Here is a 21729-nt window from a genome sequence, read left to right on the forward strand (position 1 = left end):
AACGACCTCGACGGGGATCGCTGGGGCAGCGAGTACATCTATGCGGCGCCGGCCGCAAAGACCGGCGGTCGGTCCGGCGGTTGAGGACGATGTGGCGGTCCGCTGCCCGTCCGTCGGGCCGGTCCGTCCAGCAGATCAGCGGGGCACCGCGCGGACGCCGGAACCACCGGCGCGGCCGGAGCCCCCGCACAGCGGGCTCCGGCCGTGGTGGGTGTTTCGGGGAGGTCAGAGGGCGAGGCCGGTGAGGACCAGGACTCGCTCGTAGGTGTAGTCGTCCATCGCGAACCTGACGCCCTCGCGGCCGACGCCGGACTGCTTGACGCCGCCGTACGGCATCTGGTCGGCGCGGTAGGAGGGGACGTCGCCGATGATCACACCGCCGACCTCCAGGGCGCGGTGGGCCCGGAAGGCGGTCCCTACGTCGTGGGTGAAGACGCCCGCCTGGAGGCCGTACTTGGAGTCGTTGACGGCGGCGAAGGCCTCGGCCTCGCCGTTCACCTTCTGCACCGTGAGGACGGGCCCGAAGACCTCCTCGCAGGAGACGGTGGTGTCGGCCGGGACGTCGGTGAGGACGGTCGGCGCGTAGGTGGCGCCGTCCCGGTCGCCGCCGGTGAGCAGGGTGGCGCCGTCCTCGACGGCCTCCTTCACCCACGCCTCGACGCGCTCCGCGGCGGCCTCGCTGACCAGCGGGCCGACGTCGGTCTTCGGGTCGGCGGGGTCACCGGTGACCTGGGCCTCGACGGCGGCGACGATGCGCGGCAGCAGACGGTCGTACACGGACGCGTCGGCGATGACCCGCTGCACCGAGATGCAGGACTGGCCGCCCTGGTAGTTGGAGAAGGTCGCGATGCGGCCGGCGGCCCAGTCGAGGTCGGCGTCGCTCGCGTAGTCGCCGAGGACGACGGCCGCGCCGTTGCCGCCCAGCTCCAGGGTGCAGTGCTTGCGCGGGACCGAGTCCATGATCGAGTAGCCGACCTTCTCGGAACCGGTGAACGAGATGACCGGGAGGCGCTCGTCCTGGACGAGGGCGGCCATCTTGTCGTTGGCGACCGGGAGGATCGACCAGGAGCCGGCCGGCAGACCCGTGGTCTCGGCGAGCAGGTCGCCGATGATCAGGCCGGAGAGGGGGGTGGCCGGGGCCGGCTTGAGGATGATCGGCGCGCCGGCCGCGATGGCCGGGGCGATCTTGTGGGCGCACAGGTTGAGCGGGAAGTTGAAGGGCGCGATACCGAGGACGACGCCCTTCGGGAAGCGGCGGGTCAGCGCGAGCCGGCCCTGGCCGCCGAGGTCGGTGTCGAGGCGCTGGGCCTCGCCGCCGTTGAAGCGGCGGGCCTCTTCGGCGGCGAACCGGAACACCGAGACCGCACGGCCGACCTCGCCGCGGGCCCACTTGATCGGCTTGCCGTTCTCGGCGGAGATCAGCTGGGCTATCTCCTCGGTGCGCTCGGCGAGGCGGCGGCTGACGTGGTCGAGGGCGGCGGCGCGTACGTGGGCCGGAGTGGCGGCGAACTCGTCGCGTACGGCGTACGCGGCGGCGACGGCCTCTTCGACCTGGGCGTCGGTGGGGACGCCGACCCTGCCCACGAGACGACCGTCCCACGGGCTGGTGACGTCGAAGGTGTCCTCGCCGGTGACCTGGCGGCCGGCGAGCCAGAAGGCGGTGGTGGAAGTCATGTGCGGGCCCCGGCCCTTCCGCGTTGGGGGTGTGTGCGTTCGGGTCCACGGTAGGTCGCCGGGGGCGGCGGTGCGTTTGTCCGGGGTGTAGTGGTGGCGGGCGCGGGTGCGACGCTTTGTCAGGGGCGCCGCCGCCGGGTCAGTCCGCTGACGTCGCCTTCAGGGCCAGCCACAGTTCCATCCGTACGTCCGGGTCGTCCAGGGAGCGGCCGAGGATCTCCTCCACCCTGCGCATCCGGTAGCGCAGGGTGTGGCGGTGGACGCCCAGGTCCGCGGCCGCCGCGTCCCACTGGCCGTGCCGGGAGAGCCAGGCCCGCAGCGAGGCGACCAGGTCACCCCGGCCGGTCGCGTCGTGCTCGCGCAGCGCCCTCAGCAGGCCGTCCGCGAACGCCCGCACCGCGTCGTCGGCCAGCAGCGGCAGCACCGAGCCCGACGCCAGCTGCTCGTGCTCGACCAGGACCCGGCCCCTGCGCCGGGCCACCGACAGCGCCTGTTCGGCCTGCCTGCAGGCGGCCGCGGCGCCGGTCGGGCCGGCCGGCGCGGACAGGCCCACGACCAGTTCCTCGGCGTCTCCGCCGCCCTGCTCGTCGGCCGCCGTCCGGGCGGCCTCCCAGGCCGCCGCGTACTCCGTGCACGCCGTCACCGCCGCGCCTCCGTCGGCGGCCAGCACCACCAGCCGCTCCTCCCCCTCGGGCACCACCAGGACCGCCTCCCCGGAACGCGCCGCGGCCGACTCCACCACCTCGGTGAGGCCGGCCCGCAGTTCGCCGCCCGCGTCCGCGACGAGCACCCGGAAGGGTGCGTCGAGCAGCCTCCCGTACAGGTCTCCGGCGACGGCCCGCGCGTGGTCCGGCTGCCCGGCGAGCAGCATGCGCAGCACCGCCTCCCCGACCCGCTGCTCGGCCGCGTGCAGCGAACGGGAGCGTTCCGTCGTGAGGGTGAGCAGGGCGATGGCGGAGTGGACGGCGTAGCGCTCGGCCGTGCCGAGGGCCGCCGCCGTACCGACCGCGAGGGCGGCGCGCGGGCGGCGGCCCGTCCCGAGGGAGTGCAGCTCGACCCGGTCCTCGTGGTCGGGGCCGCCCACCACCGAGGACGCCGGTGCCGGGCGCTCCCGGAGGCGTTCCACCTCCGCGGTGAGCCGTGCCGCCCGGCGCCCCGCCCACTCCGGTGCGGTCGCCACCACCGCGCCGGACGCGTCGTACAGCGCCGCCCAGCCGTCCACCTGGGCGGCGAGCGCGGACAGCAGCCCCTCGGGTCCCGCGTTCAGCGCCTGCCTGGTCAGTTCCCGCTGGGCGGCGAAGCCCGCGGTCACCGCGCGGTACTGGTCGGCCGCGATCGCCGCCGAGACCGCCTTGCTGATGGCGAGGAAGGGGGTGCGGCGCGGCACCTCCAGGAGGGGCAGGCCCTCCTTCTCCGCCGCGTCGACCAACGCGTCGGGGATCTCCTCATAGTTGACCCCGACGGCGAAGCCGAGACCCACCACACCCGCTCCGACCAGGCGTTTCACATACCGCCGCATGGCCTGGGGATCCTCCGCGTCCAGTTTCAGCGCGGTGATCAGGAGCAGTTCGCCGCCCTCCATGTACGGCACCGGGTCGGCGAGTTCGCTGACATGGGCCCAGCGCACGGGCACGTCGAGGCGGCCCTCGCCCGCGCGCACGGTCAGTTTGAGCGCGGAGTGGTGGACGAGCGAGGCGAGCGTCGGTGGCATCGGGCCGTCAGGTCTTCTCTTCGGTCGTGACCGTCGGGACGGTCGTGACAGTCGCGACAGGGCAGCGGGCAGTTTGGCCGTCCCGTACGAAGGGCCACTGTCGATTCTGCCTCACTGTACGGTCGCTTGTGCGCCCCCGTTCAGGCCCGGCCGCCGCTCCGCAGGTCCACCAGCAGGGGCGGCGCGTGTTCGCCCTTGACCGTCGTCAGGGAGAGGACGGCGTGACCGGCGGGCACCCCGTGCGCCAGTTCGGAGGCGGACCAGCGCTCCCGCTCCACCTGCCGTACGGTGACCGCCCGCGCGGTGGGCGCCTTGCCCGTGATCACCCGGCGGACGACGTGCAGCGCCTTGCCGGCCGGGGTCTCCGCGATGATCTGCCGGTCGGTGACGTCCCGGGTCTCGGTCCACTCCTTGCCCCACACCTCGGCGAAGTCCTGGCCGTCCCAGGGGGTGAGGCCGGCGAAGGCCATCCGGCAGCCGGCGGCGCCGAGCAGCGGACCGCGCAGCGGGCGGGGTACGTCGTCGAGGGTACGCAGGGTCAGCGCGACGCCCGCGTTGGCCGAGCGCAGCCGCTGGATGCCGCGCACCGCCTCGGGGGTGACGACGCCCGTCGCGTCGTCCAGGAGCAGGCAGGCGAAGAGCGAGCGGTCGTCCCGTACGGTCACGCTCGCCGTGAACTGGGCGAGCACCAGGCGGGCCAGGATGCGGGAGGCGTCGGCGTGGCCGCGCTCGGGCAGGTCGATGCGGACCCGGACCGGGTGGTCGAGGGCCTTGAGGGAGAAGGGGCGGGTCTGTCCCGAGGTGTCGAAGAAGCCGGCGAAGGCCGGGCGGTCGAGCAGGGCGATGCGGTCGGCGAGGACCCCTCCCACGTCGCCGGGGTGGCCCATCTGGCGTTCCCGGGCGTCGAGTTCGCGCAGCAGCGACTCGTGCCCCGTGACGCTGAGCCCCTTGCGGAGCGCGGCCAGCGGGCCGGCGGCCCCGTCGAGGAGCTGGCGGAGCTCGGGCACCGAGGGGAAGCGGCCGTGCACCGCCCTGAAGGGGCCGAGCAGCTGGGCGAGGACGGTGGTGGAGCGACGGCTGTCGCTGCCGGGGTGCGGGTCGGCGAGGTCGCCGACGAGGGCCTCGGCGAGTATGGCGGCGGCTTCGTCGGGGTCGGTGGTGCCGCCGTACAGGTCGAGGTCGTAGACGGACTCGGGGTGGGCGATGCGGACGACGACGTCGTAGGCGTCGGCGGGTCCGAGCCCGGCGCCGGCCGCGCCGACGACGACCACGGAGGCGCGCCCGGCGAGCGCGTGCAGGCACAGCGACTCGGCGAGCGGGCGGACCAGGGACCCGGTCTTGCCGGAGCCGGCCGGGCCGACGGCGAGCAGGGAGGTGCCGAGCAGGTCGGGGCCGAGGGCGAGGCCGGTGCCCCGGTAGTGGTAGGGGTTGCGGGGGTCGTCGGCCGTCGTGCCGAGCCGGACCTGGCCGGTCACCAGGTCGTGCCGGGCGTGCCGGGCGGGCAGGTCGCGTTCGCCGGAGGGGTGCAGGCAGGCGGCGGCGCCGTCCTTGACGACGGCGGCGCAGAAGGCGGCCATGCCGTGCCGGCCGCTCTGCACCCCCTGCCAGGCACGGGCGATGCGGGCGTGGTCCACGTCCCGCATCAGGCCGCCACGCGCCTCCGCGGCCAGCCGGTCGGCGGCCTCGTGCGCGCCGGCCTGGCGGAGGTACACGAATTCGGCGGGGTCCTGCTCGGGGGCGGGCGGCCGCTCGGCGGCCGGCGTGGCCGGGTTCCAGGCGGGCGGGCCGTAGCGGCGCCAGACCTCGCCCCAGCGGCCGAGACGGCCGACGACGAGCGCGATCGCGAGGGCGATCAGCGCGTAGTAGCCGTACCAGAGGAACGCGTTGCCGACGGCGTCGCCGCTGTGCCGCCAGGAGTCCGGGGTGAACAGCTCCAGCGGGACCACCCACCAGCCGCCCAGGTAACCGTTCCACAGCAGCGACCAGAGCAGCCAGCCGACCAGGAACGCGATCAGCGCGCCGCTCAGCAGCTGCCGGGCCGGGATCGCCTCGGGCTCCTCGGTGGGCCGCGCCCGGTACCCGAACCGCCACACCCCCGGGGCCGCCTCCGGCCGGGGGGTGCGCAGCCAGCCGAGGAAGGCCGCGCCGTCCGGCAGCGGGGGCACCGTCGGCGGTGCCGTCGGCCGCGGCGGCACCGAGAAGGTGCCGGCCGGCACGGCGGACGCCCCGGTCGGCACCGCGGACGCCTCGACCGGCGCGGCGCCCGTGTCCTGCGGCCCCGCCGGACGCGGCACAGGATTCGCATGCGTGCCCCGGGCGTCCCGCGTCCCGTCGCTGTCCATCGCTCTCGCTCCCTGACCAGCCGTTCCGTCCACCGTCAGCGGCCAATCTAACGCTCACCCCAAGGGAGTTCACCGCTTACGCGGCCGAGGAGCCTCGCGGTCCGGCCACGGCCCCTTGCGCGGCACTATGTCCATGACGGACAACGCCACGCCCCGACAACGCCCACATGGAGCATGCCCACCTCCCACACCCGGCCCTAGCCTGCGAAGAAAGAAGGAAAGCGTCCGAAGACGCACCGCCGGAGTCACCCGGAAGACCACTCGGTCCGCAGCCCGGGACTCGCCGGTTCGCACGATTCACCAGGGAGCCCCCCATGACCGCACTTCCGCAGGAGCGCCGCGTCGTCACCGCCATCCCCGGCCCCAAGTCGCAGGAGCTGCAGACCCGCCGTCTCGCCGCGGTCGCGCAGGGCGTCGGCTCCGTGCTGCCGGTGTTCACCACCCGCGCGGGCGGCGGCATCATCGAGGACGTCGACGGCAACCGCCTGATCGACTTCGGTTCCGGCATCGCGGTGACCAGCGTGGGTGCCTCCGCGGAGGCCGTCGTACGCCGGGCGAGCGCCCAGCTGGCCGACTTCACGCACACCTGTTTCATGGTCACCCCGTACGAGGGCTACGTCGAGGTCGCCGAGGCGCTCGCCGAGCTGACCCCCGGCGACCACGCCAAGAAGTCCGCGCTGTTCAACAGCGGCGCCGAGGCCGTCGAGAACGCCGTCAAGATCGCGCGGGCGTACACCAAGCGGCAGGCCGTGGTCGTCTTCGACCACGGCTACCACGGCCGTACGAACCTCACCATGGCGCTGACCTCGAAGAACATGCCGTACAAGAACGGCTTCGGGCCGTTCGCACCGGAGGTGTACCGGGTGCCGGTCGCGTACGCCTACCGCTGGCCCACCGGCCCGCAGAACGCCGGTCCGGAGGCCGCCGGGCAGGCCATCGACCAGATCAGCAAGCAGATCGGCGCCGACAACGTCGCCGCGATCATCATCGAGCCGGTGCTCGGCGAGGGCGGCTTCATCGAGCCGGCGAAGGGCTTCCTGCCCGCGATCAGCCAGTTCGCCAAGGACAACGGGATCGTCTTCGTCGCCGACGAGATCCAGTCCGGCTTCTGCCGGACCGGCCAGTGGTTCGCCTGCGAGGACGAGGGGATCGTCCCCGACCTGATCACCACCGCCAAGGGCATCGCGGGCGGTCTGCCGCTGGCCGCCGTCACCGGCCGCGCCGAGATCATGGACGCCGCCCACGCCGGCGGCCTCGGCGGCACGTACGGCGGCAACCCGGTCGCCTGCGCCGGTGCGCTCGGCGCCATCGAGACCATGAAGGAGCTCGACCTCAACGCCAGGGCGAAGAACATCGAGGCGATCATGAAGCCTCGCCTGACCGCCATGGCCGAGAAATTCGACGTCATCGGCGACGTGCGCGGCCGGGGCGCGATGATCGCCATCGAACTGGTCAAGGACCGGGCCACCAAGGAGCCGAACCCGGAGGCGACCGCCGCGCTCGCCAAGGCCTGCCACCAGGAGGGCCTGCTGGTCCTGACCTGTGGCACCTACGGCAACGTGCTGCGTTTCCTGCCCCCGCTGGTGATCGGCGAGGACCTCCTCAACGAGGGCCTCGACATCATCGAGCAGGCCTTCGCGCGGATCTGAGCCACCGGGCCGCGCCGGGCCGCGCGAGGGGGCCCGTTCCCGTGCGTCGCCGCCGCCCCGGCCGTCCCGTCCGGTGGGATGTGGGAGGCTTGGGCGGCTCCCGTCAGGCCGTGTGAAGAACGTGTGCGAGGTGGATGGCGGGACGTGATTCCGCCTGTCGCCGTGCCACACCCTGCCGTAGGTTCTGAGCAGATGAGAGATACACCCCGCCCACAGGGGACTGTGGGTGATTTCAGGACGGGGCCTCCCCAGCTTCGACCTGGTCGTGCCCTCGCGCACACAACCGGAGCCTCCGGCGCCGGATCTCCTCACCGATCGGACGGTCGCCCGCCCCAAACCCCCCGGGGCGTGCGGCGTTCCGGTCCGGACGGCCGCCTCGGAACCACCCCCCCTGTTCCGGGGCGGCCGACCTCCTTTCTTCTCCTTCTCCTCGCGGGACTCATCGGCCTTCCGGCCGTCCTCTTCGCGCTGATCACCTGGCAGGTCGTGGCGCACGGCCCCCTGCTGCGCCTGGACAGCCGTCTGAGCAGCGCCCTGGTCCACCCGGACCGGTTCTCCTCGGGCCTCTCCGACCTCGGGAACGTGCAGGTCGCGGTCCCGGTCCTGGTGGTCGCCATCGCCTACGTCGGCCGGCGCGGCCGTACCGCCGGCACGGACCGCTGGTGGCTGCCGCCCGCGGCGGCGGCCGTCCTGATGGCCCTGGTCCCCGCGATCGTCGTCCCGCTCAAGGACTGGACCGCCCGCCCGGGGACCCCCGTGGTGCCCCCGGCGGTCGGCTACTTCCCCTCCGGCCACACGGCGACGGCCGCGATCGCGTACGGCTCCGCGACCCTGATCCTCCTCCCCTGGCTGGCCTCCGCGCGGGCCCGCCGACTGGCCGTCGGGATCTGCGCGGCCCTGGTCCTCGGCGTCTCCTACGGCCTGGTCCGCCGCGGCTGGCACTGGCCGCTGGACGTGCTGGCCAGCTGGTGCCTGGGCACGATCATGCTGACCGCGCTGGCCCTGCTGCTCAGCCGAAGTAGGCGTCGAAGTTCTTCTGGAACTCCCAGTTCGCGTACCGGTCCCAGTTGACCGACCACGTCATCAGGCCGCGCAGCGCGGGCCAGGTGCCGTGCGTGGTGTACGACCCGCAGTTCGTCTTCTTCGTCAGGCAGTCCAGGGCCTTGGTGACCTCGGACGGCGCCACGTAGCCGTTGCCCGCGTCGGTCGACGCCGGCATGCCGATCGCGATCTGGTCGGGGCGCAGCGGCGGGAACACGTTGCCCGCGTCACCCGCCACCGGGAACCCGGTGAGCAGCATGTCCGTCATCGCGATGTGGAAGTCGGCGCCGCCCATCGAGTGGTACTGGTTGTCGAGGCCCATGATCGGTCCCGAGTTGTAGTCCTGGACGTGCAGCAGGGTCAGGTCGTCGCGCAGGGCGTGGATGACCGGGAGGTAGGCCCCGCAGCGGGGGTCCTGGCCGCCCCACTTGCCGGTGCCGTAGTACTGGTGGCCCATCTGCACGAAGAAGGTCTCGGGCGCCATCGACAGCACGAACCTCGCCCCGTACTTCGCTTTCAGCGTCCGCAGCGCGGAGATGAGGTTGACGATCACCGGGGTCGTCGGGTTCCTGAAGTCGGTGTCGTTCGCGTCCAGGGACAGCGAGTGGCCCTCGAAGTCGATGTCCAGGCCGTCCAGACCGTAGGTGTCGATGATGTCCGAGACCGAGGAGACGAAGGTGTCACGGGCCGCCGTGGTGGTCAGCTGCACCTGGCCGTTGGCTCCGCCGATGGATATCAGCACCTTCTTGCCCGCCGCCTGCTTGGCCTTGACGGCCGCCTTGAAGTCGGCGTCGGACTCGACGTTCGGGCACTGGGTCACCGGGCAGCGGTTGAAGCGGATGTCCCCGGAGGTGGCGGAGGTCGGCTCGCCGAAGGCCAGGTCGATGACGTCCCAGCTGTCGGGCACGTCGGCCAGGCGGGTGTAGCCGGAGCCGTTGGCGAAGGAGGCGTGGAGGTAGCCGACCAGGGCGTGGGTGGGCAGGCCGCTGGAGCCGCCGGAGGACCCGGGGGCGGTCGTGGCGGTCACGGCGGCGGATTTCGCGGACTCGCCGGCGCCGTTCAGGGCGGTGACCCGGAAGCTGTACGCGGTGGCCGGGGACAGGCCGGTCACGGTCGCCGAGGTCCCGGCGGCCGTCTGGACCTTCGCCCCGTCCTGGTAGACCGCGTAGCTCGTCGCGCCGGTGACCGCGGTCCACGCCAGGGCCACGGCGGTGGACGTGACGGTGCCGGTCCGCAGCCCGGTGGGCGCGGCGGGTGGCCGGTCCGCGGGAGCGCCGGGGCCCATGAGTGACACGTCGTCGGCGTAGTAGGCGCCGGTGCCGTACCAGCCGTGGGTGTAGATCGTGACCTTGGTGGTCGAGGCGCCGGTGGTGAAGGCGGTGGTGAGTTTCTGCCAGTCGGGGGCGGACTGGGTCCAGGTGGAGACGTCGGTGGTGCCGGTACCGCTCGCGCCGAGGTAGACGTAGGAGCCGCGGGCGTAGCCGGAGAGGGTGTACTGCGCATTCGGCCTGACGGTCACGGTCTGCGCGCACTGGGCGTTGTCACTGCCGGCCGGGGTCGTCTGCAGCGCGGAACTCCCGCTGTGCACGGGAGAGTTGACCGTCATGCCGCTGCCCGCCGTGCAGGTCCAGCCGGCGAGGCCGGACTCGAAGCCGCCATTGACGGCGAGGTCCGCGTCGGCCGCACGGGCGGCCGACGAGAGAGCGGTGATACCGGGCACGGCCAGCAACGCGGCCGTGAGCATGGTGAGGACAGGTCTCGCGCGAACCACAAGTGCCTCCGGTGATGGGGGATTTGGAGGTGCGGTGCGGACTCAACTTGGTCCAGACCAATTCTCCTGTCAAGAGCTACGGCCGGGGCGCGAACAACCCCCACCCACCCGCCGCCAACCGACAATCCGGATACGAACGGCGCCTAGTCACCGTCGGCCAGGCCGGCGGCGGCCTCGTGCATCGCCAGCTCCAGCAGCGCCGGATCCGTCAGCGTCCCCGATCCGTCCGGCGCCACCAGCCACCGCACCCCGTGGGCCGACCGCCCGGGGTGAGGCACCACGATCCAGGTGCCGGCCCCCGCCGCGCGGATCCCCGTGCCCAGCCAGCGCGCGGCCGTGCCGGGCGGTACGAAGAAGCCCACCCGGTTGTCCCCGAAGTCGACCAGGACGGGCCCCGGCCGGTCGAGGACGCGGATGAGCACGTCGAGGGTGCGGCAGCCGAGCTCGCCCGGCAGGATCAGCACGTCCCAGGCCCTGCCGGCGGGCAGCAGCGCGACCCCCAGGGGGTTGCGCTCCCACTCCCAGCGGCAGGACTCGGGGTCCGGTGCGACGGATGCCAGCCATTCGACCGCCGTTTTCGCCCCAGTCATCAAGAGGACCTCCCGATCCGACTCGTGGACGCGGTGGTCGCGTCCACGAGGGGAGAGGGAGGTCCTCCGGGAGCATTACGCGGGTTTCACCGACCCGATCGGGTGACCTCGGCCACCTGCCGGGCCGTCGCCTGCCGGGCCGTCAGCTGTCGAATCCGAGCCCCAGCCGGTCCATGGCCTTCAGCCACAGGTTCCGGCGTCCCCCGTGCGCGTCCGCGCGGGCCAGCGACCACTTGGTGAGGGCGATGCCGGTCCAGGCGAACGGCTCGGGCGGGAACGGCAGCGGTTTCCTGCGGACCATCTCCAGGCGGGTGCGCTCGGTGTCCTCCCCGGCCAGCAGGTCCAGCATCACGTCGGCGCCGAACCGGGTCGCCCCCACACCGAGGCCGGTGTACCCGGCCGCGTACGCCACCTTCCCCTGGTGCGCGGTGCCGAAGAACGCCGAGAAGCGGGAGCAGGTGTCGATCGCGCCGCCCCAGGCGTGGCTGAAGCGGACGCCCTCCAGCTGCGGGAAGCAGGTGAAGAAGTGACCGGCGAGCTTGGCGTAGGTCTCCGGGCGGTCGTCGTACTCGCGGCGCACCCGGCCGCCGTAGTGGTGGATGGCGTCGTAGCCGCCCCACAGGATGCGGTTGTCGGCGGAGAGCCGGAAGTAGTGGAACTGGTTGGCGGAGTCGCCGAGGCCCTGCCGGTTCTGCCAGCCGATCGCGGCGAGCTGCCCGGCGGTGAGCGGCTCGGTCATCAGGGCGTAGTCGTAGACCGGGACGGTGTAGGCGCGGACCCGCTTGAGCAGGTTCGGGAAGATGTTCGTGCAGAGCGCGACCTGCCGGGCACGGACCCCGCCGTACGGGGTGCGTACGGCCATGCCGGCGCCGTACTGCTTCAGTTCGAGGGCGGGCGTGTGCTCGTACACCCGGACGCCGAGGTCCAGGCAGGCCCGCTTGAGGCCCCAGGCGAGCTTGGCCGGATTGAGCATGGCCACGCCCCGCCGGTCCCACAGGCCGGCCTCGAAGGTGGGTGAGGCGACCTGGGCGCGCACGGCGTCGGCGTCGAGGAACTCGAAGCCGTCCGCGAGGCCGCGCTGTTCCAGTTCCCTGTGCCAGTCGCGCAGTGCCCAGGCCTGGTAGGTCTCGGTGGCGACGTCGATCTCGCCGGTGCGCTCGAACTCGCAGTCGATGCCGTGCCGGGCCACGGCGGCCTCGATCTCGTCGAGGTTGCGCATGCCCAGCTCCTGCAGCCGGTGGATCTCGCCGGGCCAGCGGGCGAGCCCGTTGGGCAGCCCGTGGGTGAGGGAGGCGGCGCAGAAGCCGCCGTTGCGGCCCGAGGCGGCCCAGCCCACCTCGTGGCCTTCCAGCAGGACCACATCGCGCCCGGGGTCGCGCTCCTTGGCGTTGAGCGCGGTCCACAGTCCGCTGTACCCGCCGCCGACGACCAGCAGGTCGCAGGTGTCGGTGCCGGTGAGCGCGGGCTCGGGGTGGGGCTTGCCGGGGTCTTCGAGCCAGTACGCGACCGGCTGTGCTTCGCGGAGTGACGTGGTCCAATCTGCCTGACGGCTCATGGCGCTCGGGGCCATGATTCCAACTCCCTACAGAGCGATAAAGGCGTTATGCCTTTTGCCGGTTGCGGCGGTTGTTGATGAGCATCGAGGCCAGGACGAACAGTACGGCGACCAGGAACATGGCCGTACCGATGACGTTGATCTGGACGGGCGTGCCGCGCTGTGCCGAACCCCAGACGAACATGGGGAAGGTGACGGTGGAGCCCGCATTGAAATTGGTGATGATGAAATCGTCGAAGGAGAGCGCGAAGGACAGCAGCGCGCCCGCCGCGATTCCGGGGGCCGCGATGGGGAGGGTGACCCTGAGGAACGTCTGCGCCGGTCCGGCGTAGAGGTCCCGGGCGGCCTCCTCCAGGCGCGGGTCCATCGACATCACGCGCGCCTTGACCGCGGTGACGACGAAGCTGAGGCAGAACATGATGTGGGCGATCAGGATGGTGTAGAAGCCCAGCTGGGCGCCCATGTTGAGGAACAGCGTGAGCAGCGAGGCCGCCATCACGACCTCGGGCATCGCCATCGGCAGGAAGATCAGCGAGTTCACGGCGCCGCGGGCGCGGAAGCGGTAGCGGACCAGCGCGAAGGCGATCATCGTGCCGAGCACGGTGGCCCCGATGGTCGCCCAGACGGCGATCTGGAGGCTGATGGCGAGCGAGCCGCACATGTCGGCGACCCCGCACGGCTGCTTCCAGGCGTCCAGCGAGAACTGCTGCCATTCGTAGTTGAAGCGCCCCTTCGGTTTGTTGAAGGAGAACACCGTGACGATGATGTTCGGAAGGAGCAGATATCCGAGGGTCAGCAGTCCCGCGATGACGACGAGGTTTTTCTTGAGCCAGTTGACGAAGGGCATTTAGACCAGATCCTCCGTCCCGGACCGGCGAATGTAGATCGTGACCATGGCGAGGATCGCGGCCATGAGGATGAACGACAGGGCTGCCGCCGTCGGGTAGTCCAGGATGCGCAGGAACTGCGTCTGGATCACGTTTCCGATCATGCGGGTGTCGGTCGAGCCGAGGAGTTCGGCGTTGACGTAGTCACCGGCCGCCGGGATGAACGTGAGAAGGGTGCCGGAGACCACGCCCGGCATCGACAGCGGGAAGGTGACCTTCCGGAACGTCGTCCACGGCTTGGCGTACAGGTCGCCGGCGGCCTCGTGCAGCCGTCCGTCGATGCGCTCCAGCGAGGTGTAGAGCGGCAGGATCATGAACGGCAGGAAGTTGTACGTCAGACCGCAGACCACCGCGAGCGGGGTGGCCAGTACCCGGTCGCCGGCCGTCCAGCCGAGGAAGTCGGTGACGCTCAGGACGTGCAGCGAGTTCAGTACGTGCACGACCGGGCCGTTGTCGGCGAGGATCGTCTTCCAGGCCAGGGTGCGGATCAGGAAGCTGGTGAAGAACGGCGCGATCACCAGGATCATGATCAGGTTCCGCCAGCGCCCGGCGCGGAAGGCGATCAGGTACGCCAGCGGGTAGCCGAGCAGCAGGCACAGGACGGTGGCCGCGGCGGCGTAGAAGACGGACCGCAGGAACTGCGGCCAGTACTCGCTCAGCGCGTCCCAGTAGGTCGCGAAGTGCCAGGTGACCTTGTAGCCCTCTTCCAGGGAGCCCGTCTGGACCGACGTGGACGCCTGGTAGATCATCGGCAGCGCGAAGAAGACGACCAGCCAGAGGATGCCCGGCAGCAGCAGCCAGTAGGGGGTCCACTTGCCCCGCCTGCGCGGTGGCTTCGCCTCGGGTGCGGCGGGCGCCGGCGGCGGCGGCGCCTCGGAGAGCGTGGCCATCAGGCGGCCTCCTCCTCGGTGCCGGCGTCGATGTCCTGGGCGGCGTCGAGTCCGAAGGTGTGGGCGGGGCTCCAGTGCAGGACCACGTCGGCGCCGGGGACGAGCCGCCCGTCGCGCTCGACGTTCTGCACGTACACCGCGAACTCGGGGCAGACCGCGCTGTCGATGACGTACTGCGTGGAGACACCGATGAAACTGGCGTCGGCGACCTTGCCGGTGATCCGGTTGCGGCCCTCGGGAATGGTGCCCGCGTCGTCGGCGTGGGTGAGGGAGATCTTCTCGGGCCGGATCCCGACCAGCACCTTGCCGCCGGTCGTGGTGGGCGCCGAACATCGCGCCTCGGGCAGCACCAGCTTGCCGTCGCCGGCCTTGAGCACGATGTCGTCGCCGTTCTTCGTGTCGACCTCGGCCTCGATGAGGTTCGACGTGCCGAGGAAGTTCGCGACGAACGTGGTGTTCGGGTTCTCGTAGAGGTCGGCCGGCGAGCCGAGCTGCTCGACGCGTCCCGCGTTCATCACGGCGACGGTGTCGGCCATGGTCATGGCCTCCTCCTGGTCGTGCGTGACATGGATGAAGGTGATGCCCACCTCGGTCTGGATGCGCTTGAGCTCCAGCTGCATCTGACGGCGCAGCTTGAGGTCGAGGGCGCCGAGCGGCTCGTCGAGCAGGAGCACCTTGGGGTGGTTGATGAGGGCGCGGGCCACCGCGACGCGCTGCTGCTGGCCGCCGGAGAGCTGGTGCGGTTTCTTGCGGGCCTGCTCGCCGAGCTGGACCAGCTCCAGCATGTCCTCGACCTGCTTCTTCACGCTCTTGATGCCGCGCCTGCGCAGTCCGAAGGCGACGTTCTCGAAGATGTCCAGGTGCGGGAAGAGGGCGTAGGACTGGAAGACCGTGTTCACCGGCCGCTTGTAGGGCGGCAGGTGGGTGACGTCCTGGTCGCCGAGGTGCACGGTGCCGCTGGTCGGCTCCTCCAGGCCCGCGATCATCCGCAGGGTGGTGGTCTTGCCGCAGCCCGAGGCGCCGAGGAGGGCGAAGAAGGAGCCCTGCGGCACGGTCAGGTCCATCGGCTGTACGGCGGTGAAGCCGTTGTCGTAGGTCTTGCCGATGCCGGTGAGGCGGACGTCGCCGCTGCTGTCTTTCGTCATGGTGTCGTCACGCCCCTGTGAGCTTCGCGAACTTCTGCTGGTAGGCCGTCTCTTCCTTCGAGCTGAGGGCCCGGAAGGCGTGGGACTTGGCCTGCATGGCCTTGTCGGGAACGATCAGCGGGTTGCTCGCCGCCCCCTTGTCGATCTTGGCGAGGTACGGCTGCACGCCCGCGACCGGGCTGACGTAGTTGACGTAGGCGGAGAGTTCCGCGGCCGGCTGGGGCTCGTAGTAGAAGTCGATGAGCCGTTCGGCGTTCGTCTTGTGACGCGCCTTGTTGGGGATCATCATGTTGTCGGTCGACGTCATGTAGCCGCTGTCCGGGATGACGTAGGCGACGTCCGGGTTGTCGGCCTGGAGCTGCACGATGTCGCCGCCCCAGGCCACGCAGGCGGCCAGGTCGCCCTTGCTGAGGTCCGAGGTGTAGTCGTTGCCGGTGAAGCGGCGGATCTGTCCCTTGTCGACGGCCTTCTGCAGGCGGGCGATCACCTTGTCGTAGTCGTCGTCGCCGAACTTCCCCGGGTCGATGCCCATGTCGAGCATGGTCATGCCGACGGTGTCCCGCATCTCCGTGAGCAGGCCGACCCGGCCCTTGAGCGCGGGGTTGTCGAGCAGGTCGGAGACCGACTTCACCTCGACGCCGTTCAGTGCCTTCTTGTTGAAGGCGACGACGGTGGAGATGCCCTGCCAGGGGTACGAGTAGGCGCGGCCGGGGTCCCAGTCGGGGCTGCGGAACTGGTCGGACAGGTTGGCGAAGGCATGCGGCAGGTTGGACGCGTCCAGCTGCTGGACGTAGCCGAGCCGGATCATCCGGGCGGCCAGCCAGTCGGTGAGGACGATCAGGTCCCGGCCGGTGTCCTGGCCGGCGGCGAGCTGCGGCTGGACCTTGCCGAAGAACTCGTCGTTGTCGTTGATGTCCTCGGTGTACTTGACGGTGATGCCGGTCCGCTTGCGGAACTCGTCCAGCGTGGGGTGGGTCTTCCCGCTGTCGTCCACGTCGATGTACTCGGGCCAGTTGGAGAAGTTGACCACCTTCTCCTTGGCCGAGTGGTCGTCGGCGGAGACTCCGCCCTGGGTCTTGCCGGCCGCGGGGATGCCGCAGGCGCTCAGCGCCCCGACGCCGCCCACCGCGAGCGCGCCGCCCAGGAACGAACGGCGGGCCAGGGCGGCCCGGCCGGTGCGTAGGCTGCGCCGGATCGCGGCCATTTCGACCGGTGTGGGGCGGTCGGGCTCGTACTGCCTCATGCGCTAGATGCCCTTTCGGGAAGACGGCCGTTCACCGAGCGGCCGGAGGTATGACTATCGGTCCCCGAAGATCGTGCGGTGCCAGTCCTTCCGAGCCACCGCCGTATTGTCGAACATTACGTGCTTGACCTGGGTGTACTCCTCGAACGAGTACGCCGACATGTCCTTGCCGAAGCCGGACGCCTTGTAGCCGCCGTGCGGCATCTCGCTGATGATCGGGATGTGGTCGTTGACCCATACGCACCCCGCCTTGATCTCACGGGTCGCACGGTTGGCGCGATAGACGCTGCCGCTCCACGCGGAGGCGGCCAGTCCGTACGGGGTGTCGTTGGCCAGCCGGATGCCCTCATCATCAGTGTCGAACGGCAGGACGACCAGCACAGGGCCGAAGATCTCGGCCTGGACGATCTCGCTGTCCTGCGGCGCGTCGGCGATCAGGGTGGGCCGGTAGTACGCGCCGCTCTTGAGCTCGTCCTGGGGCGGCTCGCCGCCCGTCACCACGCGCGCGTAGCCGCGCGCCCGCTCCACGAAGGCGGCGACCCGGTCCCGCTGCGCGTGCGAGATCAACGGCCCGAGGTCGGTACCGGGAGCGAACGGGTCACCGAGCCGGACGGTCTCCATGAGCGTGGCCGTCCGCTCCACGAAGGCGTCGTAGAGCGGCCGCTGCACGTACGCGCGCGTGGCCGCCGTGCAGTCCTGCCCGGTGTTGATCAGCGAACCCGCGACCGCCCCGTGGACCGCGGCCTCCAGGTCGGCGTCGTCGAAGACCACGAAGGGCGCCTTGCCACCCAGCTCCAGGTGGAGGCGCTTGACGGTCGCCGTGGCGATCTCGGCGACGCGCTTCCCGACGCCGGTGGAGCCGGTGAAGGAGGTCATGGCGACGTCGGGATGGCCGACGAGGTGCTCACCGGCCTCCTTCCCCGTCCCGGTGACGACGTTGATCACACCGTCGGGGATCCCGGCCAGGGTGGCGGCCTCGGCGAAGAGGAGCGAGGTGAGCGGGGTGAGCTCGGCCGGCTTGAGCACGACGGTGTTGCCCGCGGCGATCGCCGGGAGGATCTTCCAGGCGGCCATCTGGAGCGGGTAGTTCCAGGGCGCGATCGACCCGACGACCCCGATGGGCTCCCGGCGGACGTACGACGTGTGGTCGCCCGAGTACTCGGCCGCCGCCTGCCCCTGGAGGTGCCGGGCGGCGCCCGCGAAGAAGGCGGTGTTGTCGATGGTCCCCGGCACGTCGAACTCGCGCGTCAGCTTCAGCGGCTTGCCGCACTGGAGCGACTCGGCACGGGCGAACTCCTCGGCGCGGTCGGCGAGCACGGCGGCGAACCGGTGCAGCGCGTCGGACCGCTCACCGGGGGTCGCCCCGGCCCAGCCGGGAAAGGCGTCCCGTGCGGCGGCCACGGCCGCGTCCACGTCCGCCGTGCCCGCCAGTTCGTAGGTGTACACGTCCGCGCCGGTGGCCGGGTCGACGACGGCGTGCGTGCGGCCCGACGTGCCCTTGGCGAACCGTCCCGCGATGTACTGCGCGCCGCCGGCGAGCCGCTCCTGCGCGGGGAAGGTCTCCGGGGTGGCGGTGCCCGGGTTGTCCATGTCGCTTCTCCTCCGCCGTGCGCCCGTCCCGAGAGGCGGGTGGCGTAGCTCCAGCTGGATTTGACTGCCGATCCTGACAGAGCAAGGGGAGTCCAACAAGTGATTCCGTTGTTGCCTTTTGGTTACGCGACGGAATCTGTCGACCAGGTGTCGAGTGGGAACGGAAAAGGGAGGACGGAGTGTCAGTGGTGCCTGCCAGACTGGCGTGCATGGTGAAGATCGATTCTGTGGAAGCCCTGATCAGGGCGGTCCGGGCGGGGGCCAGGATCAAGTACCTGCACTTCTGGGGGCACCGGCCGCGGCCGGACGGCCAGGTCTCGGCGAGCTGTCTGAGCCAGTGGTGGCCGTCACCCTTCGTGGTCGACGGTGTCGGCTACGCGACCGCCGAGCACTGGATGATGGCGGCCAAGGCGAGGCTTTTCGCGGACGCCGAGGCGGAGCGCCGGGTGCTGGCGGCATCGCATCCCGCCGAGGCGAAGAAGGCCGGCCGTCTGGTCCGGGGCTTCGACGAGGCGATCTGGCAGCGGGAGCGGCTGGGGATCGTGACCGAGGGCAGCGTCCACAAGTTCGCGGCCGACGCCGCACTGCGGGACTTCCTGCTGGGCACGGGCGACCGCGTCCTGGTGGAGGCGAGCCCGGTGGACCGGGTGTGGGGGATCGGACTGGCGGCGACGGATGCGCGGGCGGACGACCCGGAGCGGTGGCAGGGGGCGAACCTGCTGGGGTTCGCGCTGATGGAGGCGAGAGAGCGACTGTCGGCGAACGGGACCGGTGCCGCCTCCTAGTTCTGCGTCTCGGCGAAGACGATCAGTGCGATGAACGCGGTGGCCAGCACCAGCCCCGCCGACCCGCAGATGATCCCCGCCAGCGCCTGCCCGGGGTTCGTGGCCTCCCCACGCCTGACCCGCGCCCGCCCGAGGACGCCCAGGACGATCGCCAGGATCCCGGTGACCAGTGCGACCGGCGTCAGACAGAACCCGAGGGCACTGATGATCCCGGTGACCATGGCGGCCGTGCCCATCCCGTTGTTGGGCGCGGCCTGCATCCCGGGCCAGCCGCCGTACCCTCCGGGCCCACCCGGGTACGACGGCAGCGGCGGCCCGGGATACCCGTAACCCGGGCCCCCGGGCACCGCGCCGGGAGCGGGCGCGCCCGGGTAGCCGTACGGCACCTGCCCGGGCCCGTCAGGGGCGATGGGCGGCGGAGGCACGGCCGCGCTGAGCGGGGGCCCCGGCGAGGCATGGGGATGCGGCGCGAAGGGGTTGGCCTGCGACTGCGGAGGGGCGGAGGCCGGGGGCGCGAAGGGGGCGGGGGGCGACACCGCGGGTGTGGGGGACGGCGGCGCGAAGGAGCTGGGGGGCGGGGCGGTCGGGGCGGCGAAGGGGTTGGCCCCCGCGGCCGTCCGCTGGTCGTGGACCGACGGTGCCGGTGTCCCCGGAGTGTCCGGGCCGACGGACGAGCCGACGGACAGCACCGTCTCACCGGGGCCGCCCGTGGGCGCGGCGCCGGCCCAGCGCCGCGAGCCGTCGCCGGGCACCGCGGCGTCCGCCGCCCGTCCGGCCCCCTCCCCCGCTTCCGCGCCCTTGTCCAGCCGTATCCGCGGAGCCTCAGGCGCCTCGTCAGCCATCTGCCGGTGTCCCCTCTCCCACGCGCGTGCCGCCCGTCATGCTACGGCCCGGTCATGTCGGACACCGGTCCGGCCTACGATGACCCCGGACCACCGATCAGCCGATCACCGCGCAAAGGGCCGTCTCACGGCGTACCGCCGCCGCAGGCGGCCCCCGCGCCGTTCCGGGGAGGAACCCTTGACCGACCGCCACGCCGAACCCGCCGCCCCGCGCGACCTGCACGCCTTCGTGGCCGGGCTGCCCAAGGCCGAACTGCACGTCCACCACGTCGGCTCCGCCTCCCCCCGCATCGTGTCGGAACTGGCCGCCCGGCACCCCGACTCCAAGGTGCCCACGGATCCCGAGGCGCTGGTCGACTACTTCACGTTCACGGACTTCGCGCACTTCATCGACGTCTACCTGTCGGTCGTCGACCTGATCCGCACGCCCGAGGACGTCCGCCTGCTCACCTACGAGGTGGGCCGCGAACTGGCCCGCCAGCACGTGCGCTACGCGGAGCTGACGATCACCCCGTTCTCGTCCACCCGGCGCGGCATCGACGCGCGGGCCTTCATGGACGCGATCGAGGACGCGCGGAAGGCGGCCGAGACCAAGTTCGGGACCGTGCTGCGCTGGTGCTTCGACATCCCCGGCGAGGCGGGTCTGGAGGCCGCGGAGGAGACGGTACGCCTCGCGACCGACGACCGGCTCCGCCCGGAGGGCCTGGTCTCGTTCGGTCTCGGCGGTCCCGAGATCGGGGTGCCCCGGCCGCAGTTCAAGCCGTACTTCGACCAGGCGGTCGCGGCCGGTCTGCACTCCGTCCCGCACGCCGGTGAGACGACCGGTCCCGGAACGGTCTGGGACGCCCTGGTCGAGCTGCACGCCGAGCGCATCGGCCACGGCACCAGTTCCGCGCAGGACCCGAAGCTCCTCGCGCACCTCGCGGAGCACCGGATCGCGCTGGAGGTGTGCCCGACCTCCAACATCGCCACGCGCGCGGTCCGCACCCTCGAAGAGCACCCGATCAGGGCCTTCGTGGACGCCGGCGTCCTGGTCACGGTCAACTCCGACGACCCGCCGATGTTCGGCACCGACCTGAACAACGAGTACGTCGTCGCCGCCCGTCTCCTCGGCCTCGACGAGAACGGCATCGCCGACCTCGCCAAGAACGCGGTCGAGGCGTCCTTCCTGGACCAGCCGGGCAAGACGAGGATCTCGGCCGAGATCGACGCCTACACGAAGGCGTGGCTCGCCCCCTGACGAGCCGACGGTCTCCTGCCGGCCCCTGAGACCATGGGCTCATGCAGACCGTGACCGCCGTGGCCCATCGCGGCGACCCCTACCGTTTCCGTGAGAACACGCTCGACTCGCTGCGTTCCGCGCTCCGCCGGGGCGCGGACGCGGTGGAGATCGACGTACGCCTCACCCGTGACGGCGTCCCCGTCCTCCTGCACGACGCCACGCTCAAGCGGCTGTGGAGGCACGACCGCCCGCTGAACGCCCTGTCGGCGGACGAGGTTCGCGGTCTCACGGCGGGCGGCGTGCCGACCCTCGCCGAGGCGCTGGCGGCCACGGAGGGCGGCCGGGTGATGATCGACCTGCCCGGAGGCCCGAGCGAGCGAGCGGTGGCCAGGATCGTGGCCGTGGCACGGGAGTGCGGTGCGACGGACCGCGTCTACTACACGGGGGACGCGGCGGCGATGCTGGCGGTGCGCGCGGCGGACACGGCGGCGGAGATCGCCCTGACCCGTACGACGCTGGCCCCGACCCGCCCCGTGCTGCTGGCCGCGATCCGCCCCCGCTACCTCAACTACCGCTTCACCCTGCTCGACCACGCCCTGACCGAGCACGTCCACCACACGGGCCACCTGGTCTCCTGCTGGACCCCGGACACCCGCCGCTCCCTGCGCCGCCTGCTGGACATGAACGTGGACTCGATCACGACGAACAGAGTGGACCTGCTCGACGCCCTGCGCTGAAGCCCGCCCGTCCGGGGCGAGTGAGCAGGCCCACTCTCCCGGCACGGCGGTCGCG

General features: G+C 71.7%; 16 protein-coding genes and 1 pseudogene. 5 read left to right on the plus strand and 12 right to left on the minus strand.

Features of this window, described 5'->3' with window-relative positions; translation table 11 throughout:
- Window positions 1-225: 225 nt before the first annotated feature.
- The 3 genes from ACZ3KP_RS06170 to ACZ3KP_RS06180 all read right to left on the minus strand — a co-directional run bounded on the left by ACZ3KP_RS06170 (window position 226) and on the right by ACZ3KP_RS06180 (window position 5727).
- Window positions 226-1674: an aldehyde dehydrogenase family protein gene (locus tag ACZ3KP_RS06170; RefSeq protein ID WP_358975194.1), complete on the minus strand. Its 1449-nt coding sequence runs from the start codon at window positions 1672-1674 to the stop codon at window positions 226-228.
- Between the two features lie 139 nt (window positions 1675-1813).
- The gene (locus ACZ3KP_RS06175) at window positions 1814-3385 is read right to left on the minus strand and encodes a PucR family transcriptional regulator (RefSeq protein WP_467496867.1); all 1572 of its coding nucleotides are present in this window, start codon (window positions 3383-3385) and stop codon (window positions 1814-1816) included.
- Window positions 3386-3525: 140 nt separating this feature from the next.
- Window positions 3526-5727, minus strand: coding sequence for an ATP-binding protein (locus tag ACZ3KP_RS06180; RefSeq protein WP_467496869.1), 2202 nt, complete (start codon window positions 5725-5727; stop codon window positions 3526-3528).
- A gap of 314 nt (window positions 5728-6041) precedes the next feature.
- Between ACZ3KP_RS06180 and gabT the strand changes: the two genes are divergently transcribed.
- Window positions 6042-7376, plus strand: coding sequence for a 4-aminobutyrate--2-oxoglutarate transaminase (gene gabT / locus ACZ3KP_RS06185; RefSeq protein WP_467496871.1), 1335 nt, complete (start codon window positions 6042-6044; stop codon window positions 7374-7376).
- 222 nt (window positions 7377-7598) lie between these two features.
- Complete coding sequence (locus ACZ3KP_RS06190) at window positions 7599-8447, plus strand: phosphatase PAP2 family protein (protein ID WP_467496872.1); 849 nt, start codon at window positions 7599-7601, stop codon at window positions 8445-8447.
- Here ACZ3KP_RS06190 and ACZ3KP_RS06195 read toward each other — a convergent pair.
- The 8 genes from ACZ3KP_RS06195 to ACZ3KP_RS06230 all read right to left on the minus strand — a co-directional run bounded on the left by ACZ3KP_RS06195 (window position 8386) and on the right by ACZ3KP_RS06230 (window position 18088).
- Complete coding sequence (locus ACZ3KP_RS06195) at window positions 8386-10161, minus strand: chitinase (RefSeq protein ID WP_467498039.1); 1776 nt, start codon at window positions 10159-10161, stop codon at window positions 8386-8388. The genes ACZ3KP_RS06190 and ACZ3KP_RS06195 overlap by 62 nt on opposite strands.
- A gap of 170 nt (window positions 10162-10331) precedes the next feature.
- Window positions 10332-10778 (minus strand): hypothetical protein, encoded by a 447-nt coding sequence (locus ACZ3KP_RS06200; RefSeq protein ID WP_467496874.1) that lies wholly within the window; start codon window positions 10776-10778, stop codon window positions 10332-10334.
- 142 nt (window positions 10779-10920) lie between these two features.
- Window positions 10921-12348 carry an NAD(P)/FAD-dependent oxidoreductase gene (locus ACZ3KP_RS06205; protein ID WP_358975178.1) on the minus strand — a complete coding sequence of 476 codons (1428 nt, stop codon included), beginning with the start codon at window positions 12346-12348 and terminating at the stop codon, window positions 10921-10923.
- A gap of 31 nt (window positions 12349-12379) precedes the next feature.
- The gene (locus ACZ3KP_RS06210) at window positions 12380-13180 is read right to left on the minus strand and encodes an ABC transporter permease (RefSeq protein WP_132889863.1); all 801 of its coding nucleotides are present in this window, start codon (window positions 13178-13180) and stop codon (window positions 12380-12382) included.
- Window positions 13181-14110 (minus strand): ABC transporter permease, encoded by a 930-nt coding sequence (locus ACZ3KP_RS06215; RefSeq protein ID WP_467496877.1) that lies wholly within the window; start codon window positions 14108-14110, stop codon window positions 13181-13183.
- Window positions 14110-15255: an ABC transporter ATP-binding protein gene (locus tag ACZ3KP_RS06220; RefSeq protein ID WP_132889861.1), complete on the minus strand. Its 1146-nt coding sequence runs from the start codon at window positions 15253-15255 to the stop codon at window positions 14110-14112. The genes ACZ3KP_RS06215 and ACZ3KP_RS06220 overlap by 1 nt, the downstream gene beginning before the upstream one ends.
- A gap of 7 nt (window positions 15256-15262) precedes the next feature.
- Entirely contained in the window at window positions 15263-16498 is a 1236-nt protein-coding gene (locus tag ACZ3KP_RS06225; RefSeq protein WP_467496880.1) for an ABC transporter substrate-binding protein, read from the minus strand.
- Between the two features lie 54 nt (window positions 16499-16552).
- Entirely contained in the window at window positions 16553-18088 is a 1536-nt protein-coding gene (locus ACZ3KP_RS06230; RefSeq protein ID WP_467496882.1) for a gamma-aminobutyraldehyde dehydrogenase, read from the minus strand.
- Between the two features lie 209 nt (window positions 18089-18297).
- Between ACZ3KP_RS06230 and ACZ3KP_RS06235 the strand changes: the two genes are divergently transcribed.
- A complete protein-coding gene (locus ACZ3KP_RS06235; RefSeq protein ID WP_467496884.1) occupies window positions 18298-18873 on the plus strand; it encodes an NADAR family protein in 576 nt (191 codons plus the stop codon).
- Here the strand turns inward: ACZ3KP_RS06235 and ACZ3KP_RS06240 are convergent.
- Window positions 18870-19715, minus strand: a complete 846-nt coding sequence (locus ACZ3KP_RS06240; RefSeq protein WP_467496886.1) for a DUF4190 domain-containing protein — start codon at window positions 19713-19715, stop codon at window positions 18870-18872. The two genes, ACZ3KP_RS06235 and ACZ3KP_RS06240, sit on opposite strands and share 4 nt — an antisense overlap.
- 54 nt (window positions 19716-19769) lie before the next feature.
- Here ACZ3KP_RS06240 and ACZ3KP_RS06245 point away from each other — a divergent pair.
- Window positions 19770-20955 (plus strand): annotated as a pseudogene (locus ACZ3KP_RS06245) (adenosine deaminase).
- A 41-nt stretch (window positions 20956-20996) separates the two neighbouring features.
- Window positions 20997-21674 (plus strand): glycerophosphodiester phosphodiesterase, encoded by a 678-nt coding sequence (locus ACZ3KP_RS06250; protein WP_467496888.1) that lies wholly within the window; start codon window positions 20997-20999, stop codon window positions 21672-21674.
- The last annotated feature ends 55 nt before the right edge of the window (window positions 21675-21729 follow it).

The sequence above is a fragment of the Streptomyces sp. NPDC020958 genome, assembly GCF_055562175.1.

Excerpts from the sequence above, each read along its gene's own strand:
- ACZ3KP_RS06240 (WP_467496886.1), bottom strand. The coding sequence starts at position 19,715 with ATGGCTGACGAGGCGCCTGAGGCTCCGCGGATACGGCTGGACAAGGGC.
- ACZ3KP_RS06170 (WP_358975194.1), bottom strand. The coding sequence starts at position 1,674 with ATGACTTCCACCACCGCCTTCTGGCTCGCCGGCCGCCAGGTCACCGGC.
- gabT (WP_467496871.1), top strand. The coding sequence starts at position 6,042 with ATGACCGCACTTCCGCAGGAGCGCCGCGTCGTCACCGCCATCCCCGGC.
- ACZ3KP_RS06220 (WP_132889861.1), bottom strand. The coding sequence starts at position 15,255 with ATGACGAAAGACAGCAGCGGCGACGTCCGCCTCACCGGCATCGGCAAG.
- ACZ3KP_RS06230 (WP_467496882.1), bottom strand. The coding sequence starts at position 18,088 with ATGGACAACCCGGGCACCGCCACCCCGGAGACCTTCCCCGCGCAGGAG.
- ACZ3KP_RS06215 (WP_467496877.1), bottom strand. The coding sequence starts at position 14,110 with ATGGCCACGCTCTCCGAGGCGCCGCCGCCGCCGGCGCCCGCCGCACCC.
- ACZ3KP_RS06180 (WP_467496869.1), bottom strand. The coding sequence starts at position 5,727 with ATGGACAGCGACGGGACGCGGGACGCCCGGGGCACGCATGCGAATCCT.
- ACZ3KP_RS06225 (WP_467496880.1), bottom strand. The coding sequence starts at position 16,498 with ATGAGGCAGTACGAGCCCGACCGCCCCACACCGGTCGAAATGGCCGCG.
- ACZ3KP_RS06235 (WP_467496884.1), top strand. The coding sequence starts at position 18,298 with ATGGTGAAGATCGATTCTGTGGAAGCCCTGATCAGGGCGGTCCGGGCG.
- ACZ3KP_RS06175 (WP_467496867.1), bottom strand. The coding sequence starts at position 3,385 with ATGCCACCGACGCTCGCCTCGCTCGTCCACCACTCCGCGCTCAAACTG.
- ACZ3KP_RS06205 (WP_358975178.1), bottom strand. The coding sequence starts at position 12,348 with ATGGCCCCGAGCGCCATGAGCCGTCAGGCAGATTGGACCACGTCACTC.
- ACZ3KP_RS06195 (WP_467498039.1), bottom strand. The coding sequence starts at position 10,161 with ATGCTCACGGCCGCGTTGCTGGCCGTGCCCGGTATCACCGCTCTCTCG.
- ACZ3KP_RS06250 (WP_467496888.1), top strand. The coding sequence starts at position 20,997 with ATGCAGACCGTGACCGCCGTGGCCCATCGCGGCGACCCCTACCGTTTC.
- ACZ3KP_RS06200 (WP_467496874.1), bottom strand. The coding sequence starts at position 10,778 with ATGACTGGGGCGAAAACGGCGGTCGAATGGCTGGCATCCGTCGCACCG.
- ACZ3KP_RS06210 (WP_132889863.1), bottom strand. The coding sequence starts at position 13,180 with ATGCCCTTCGTCAACTGGCTCAAGAAAAACCTCGTCGTCATCGCGGGA.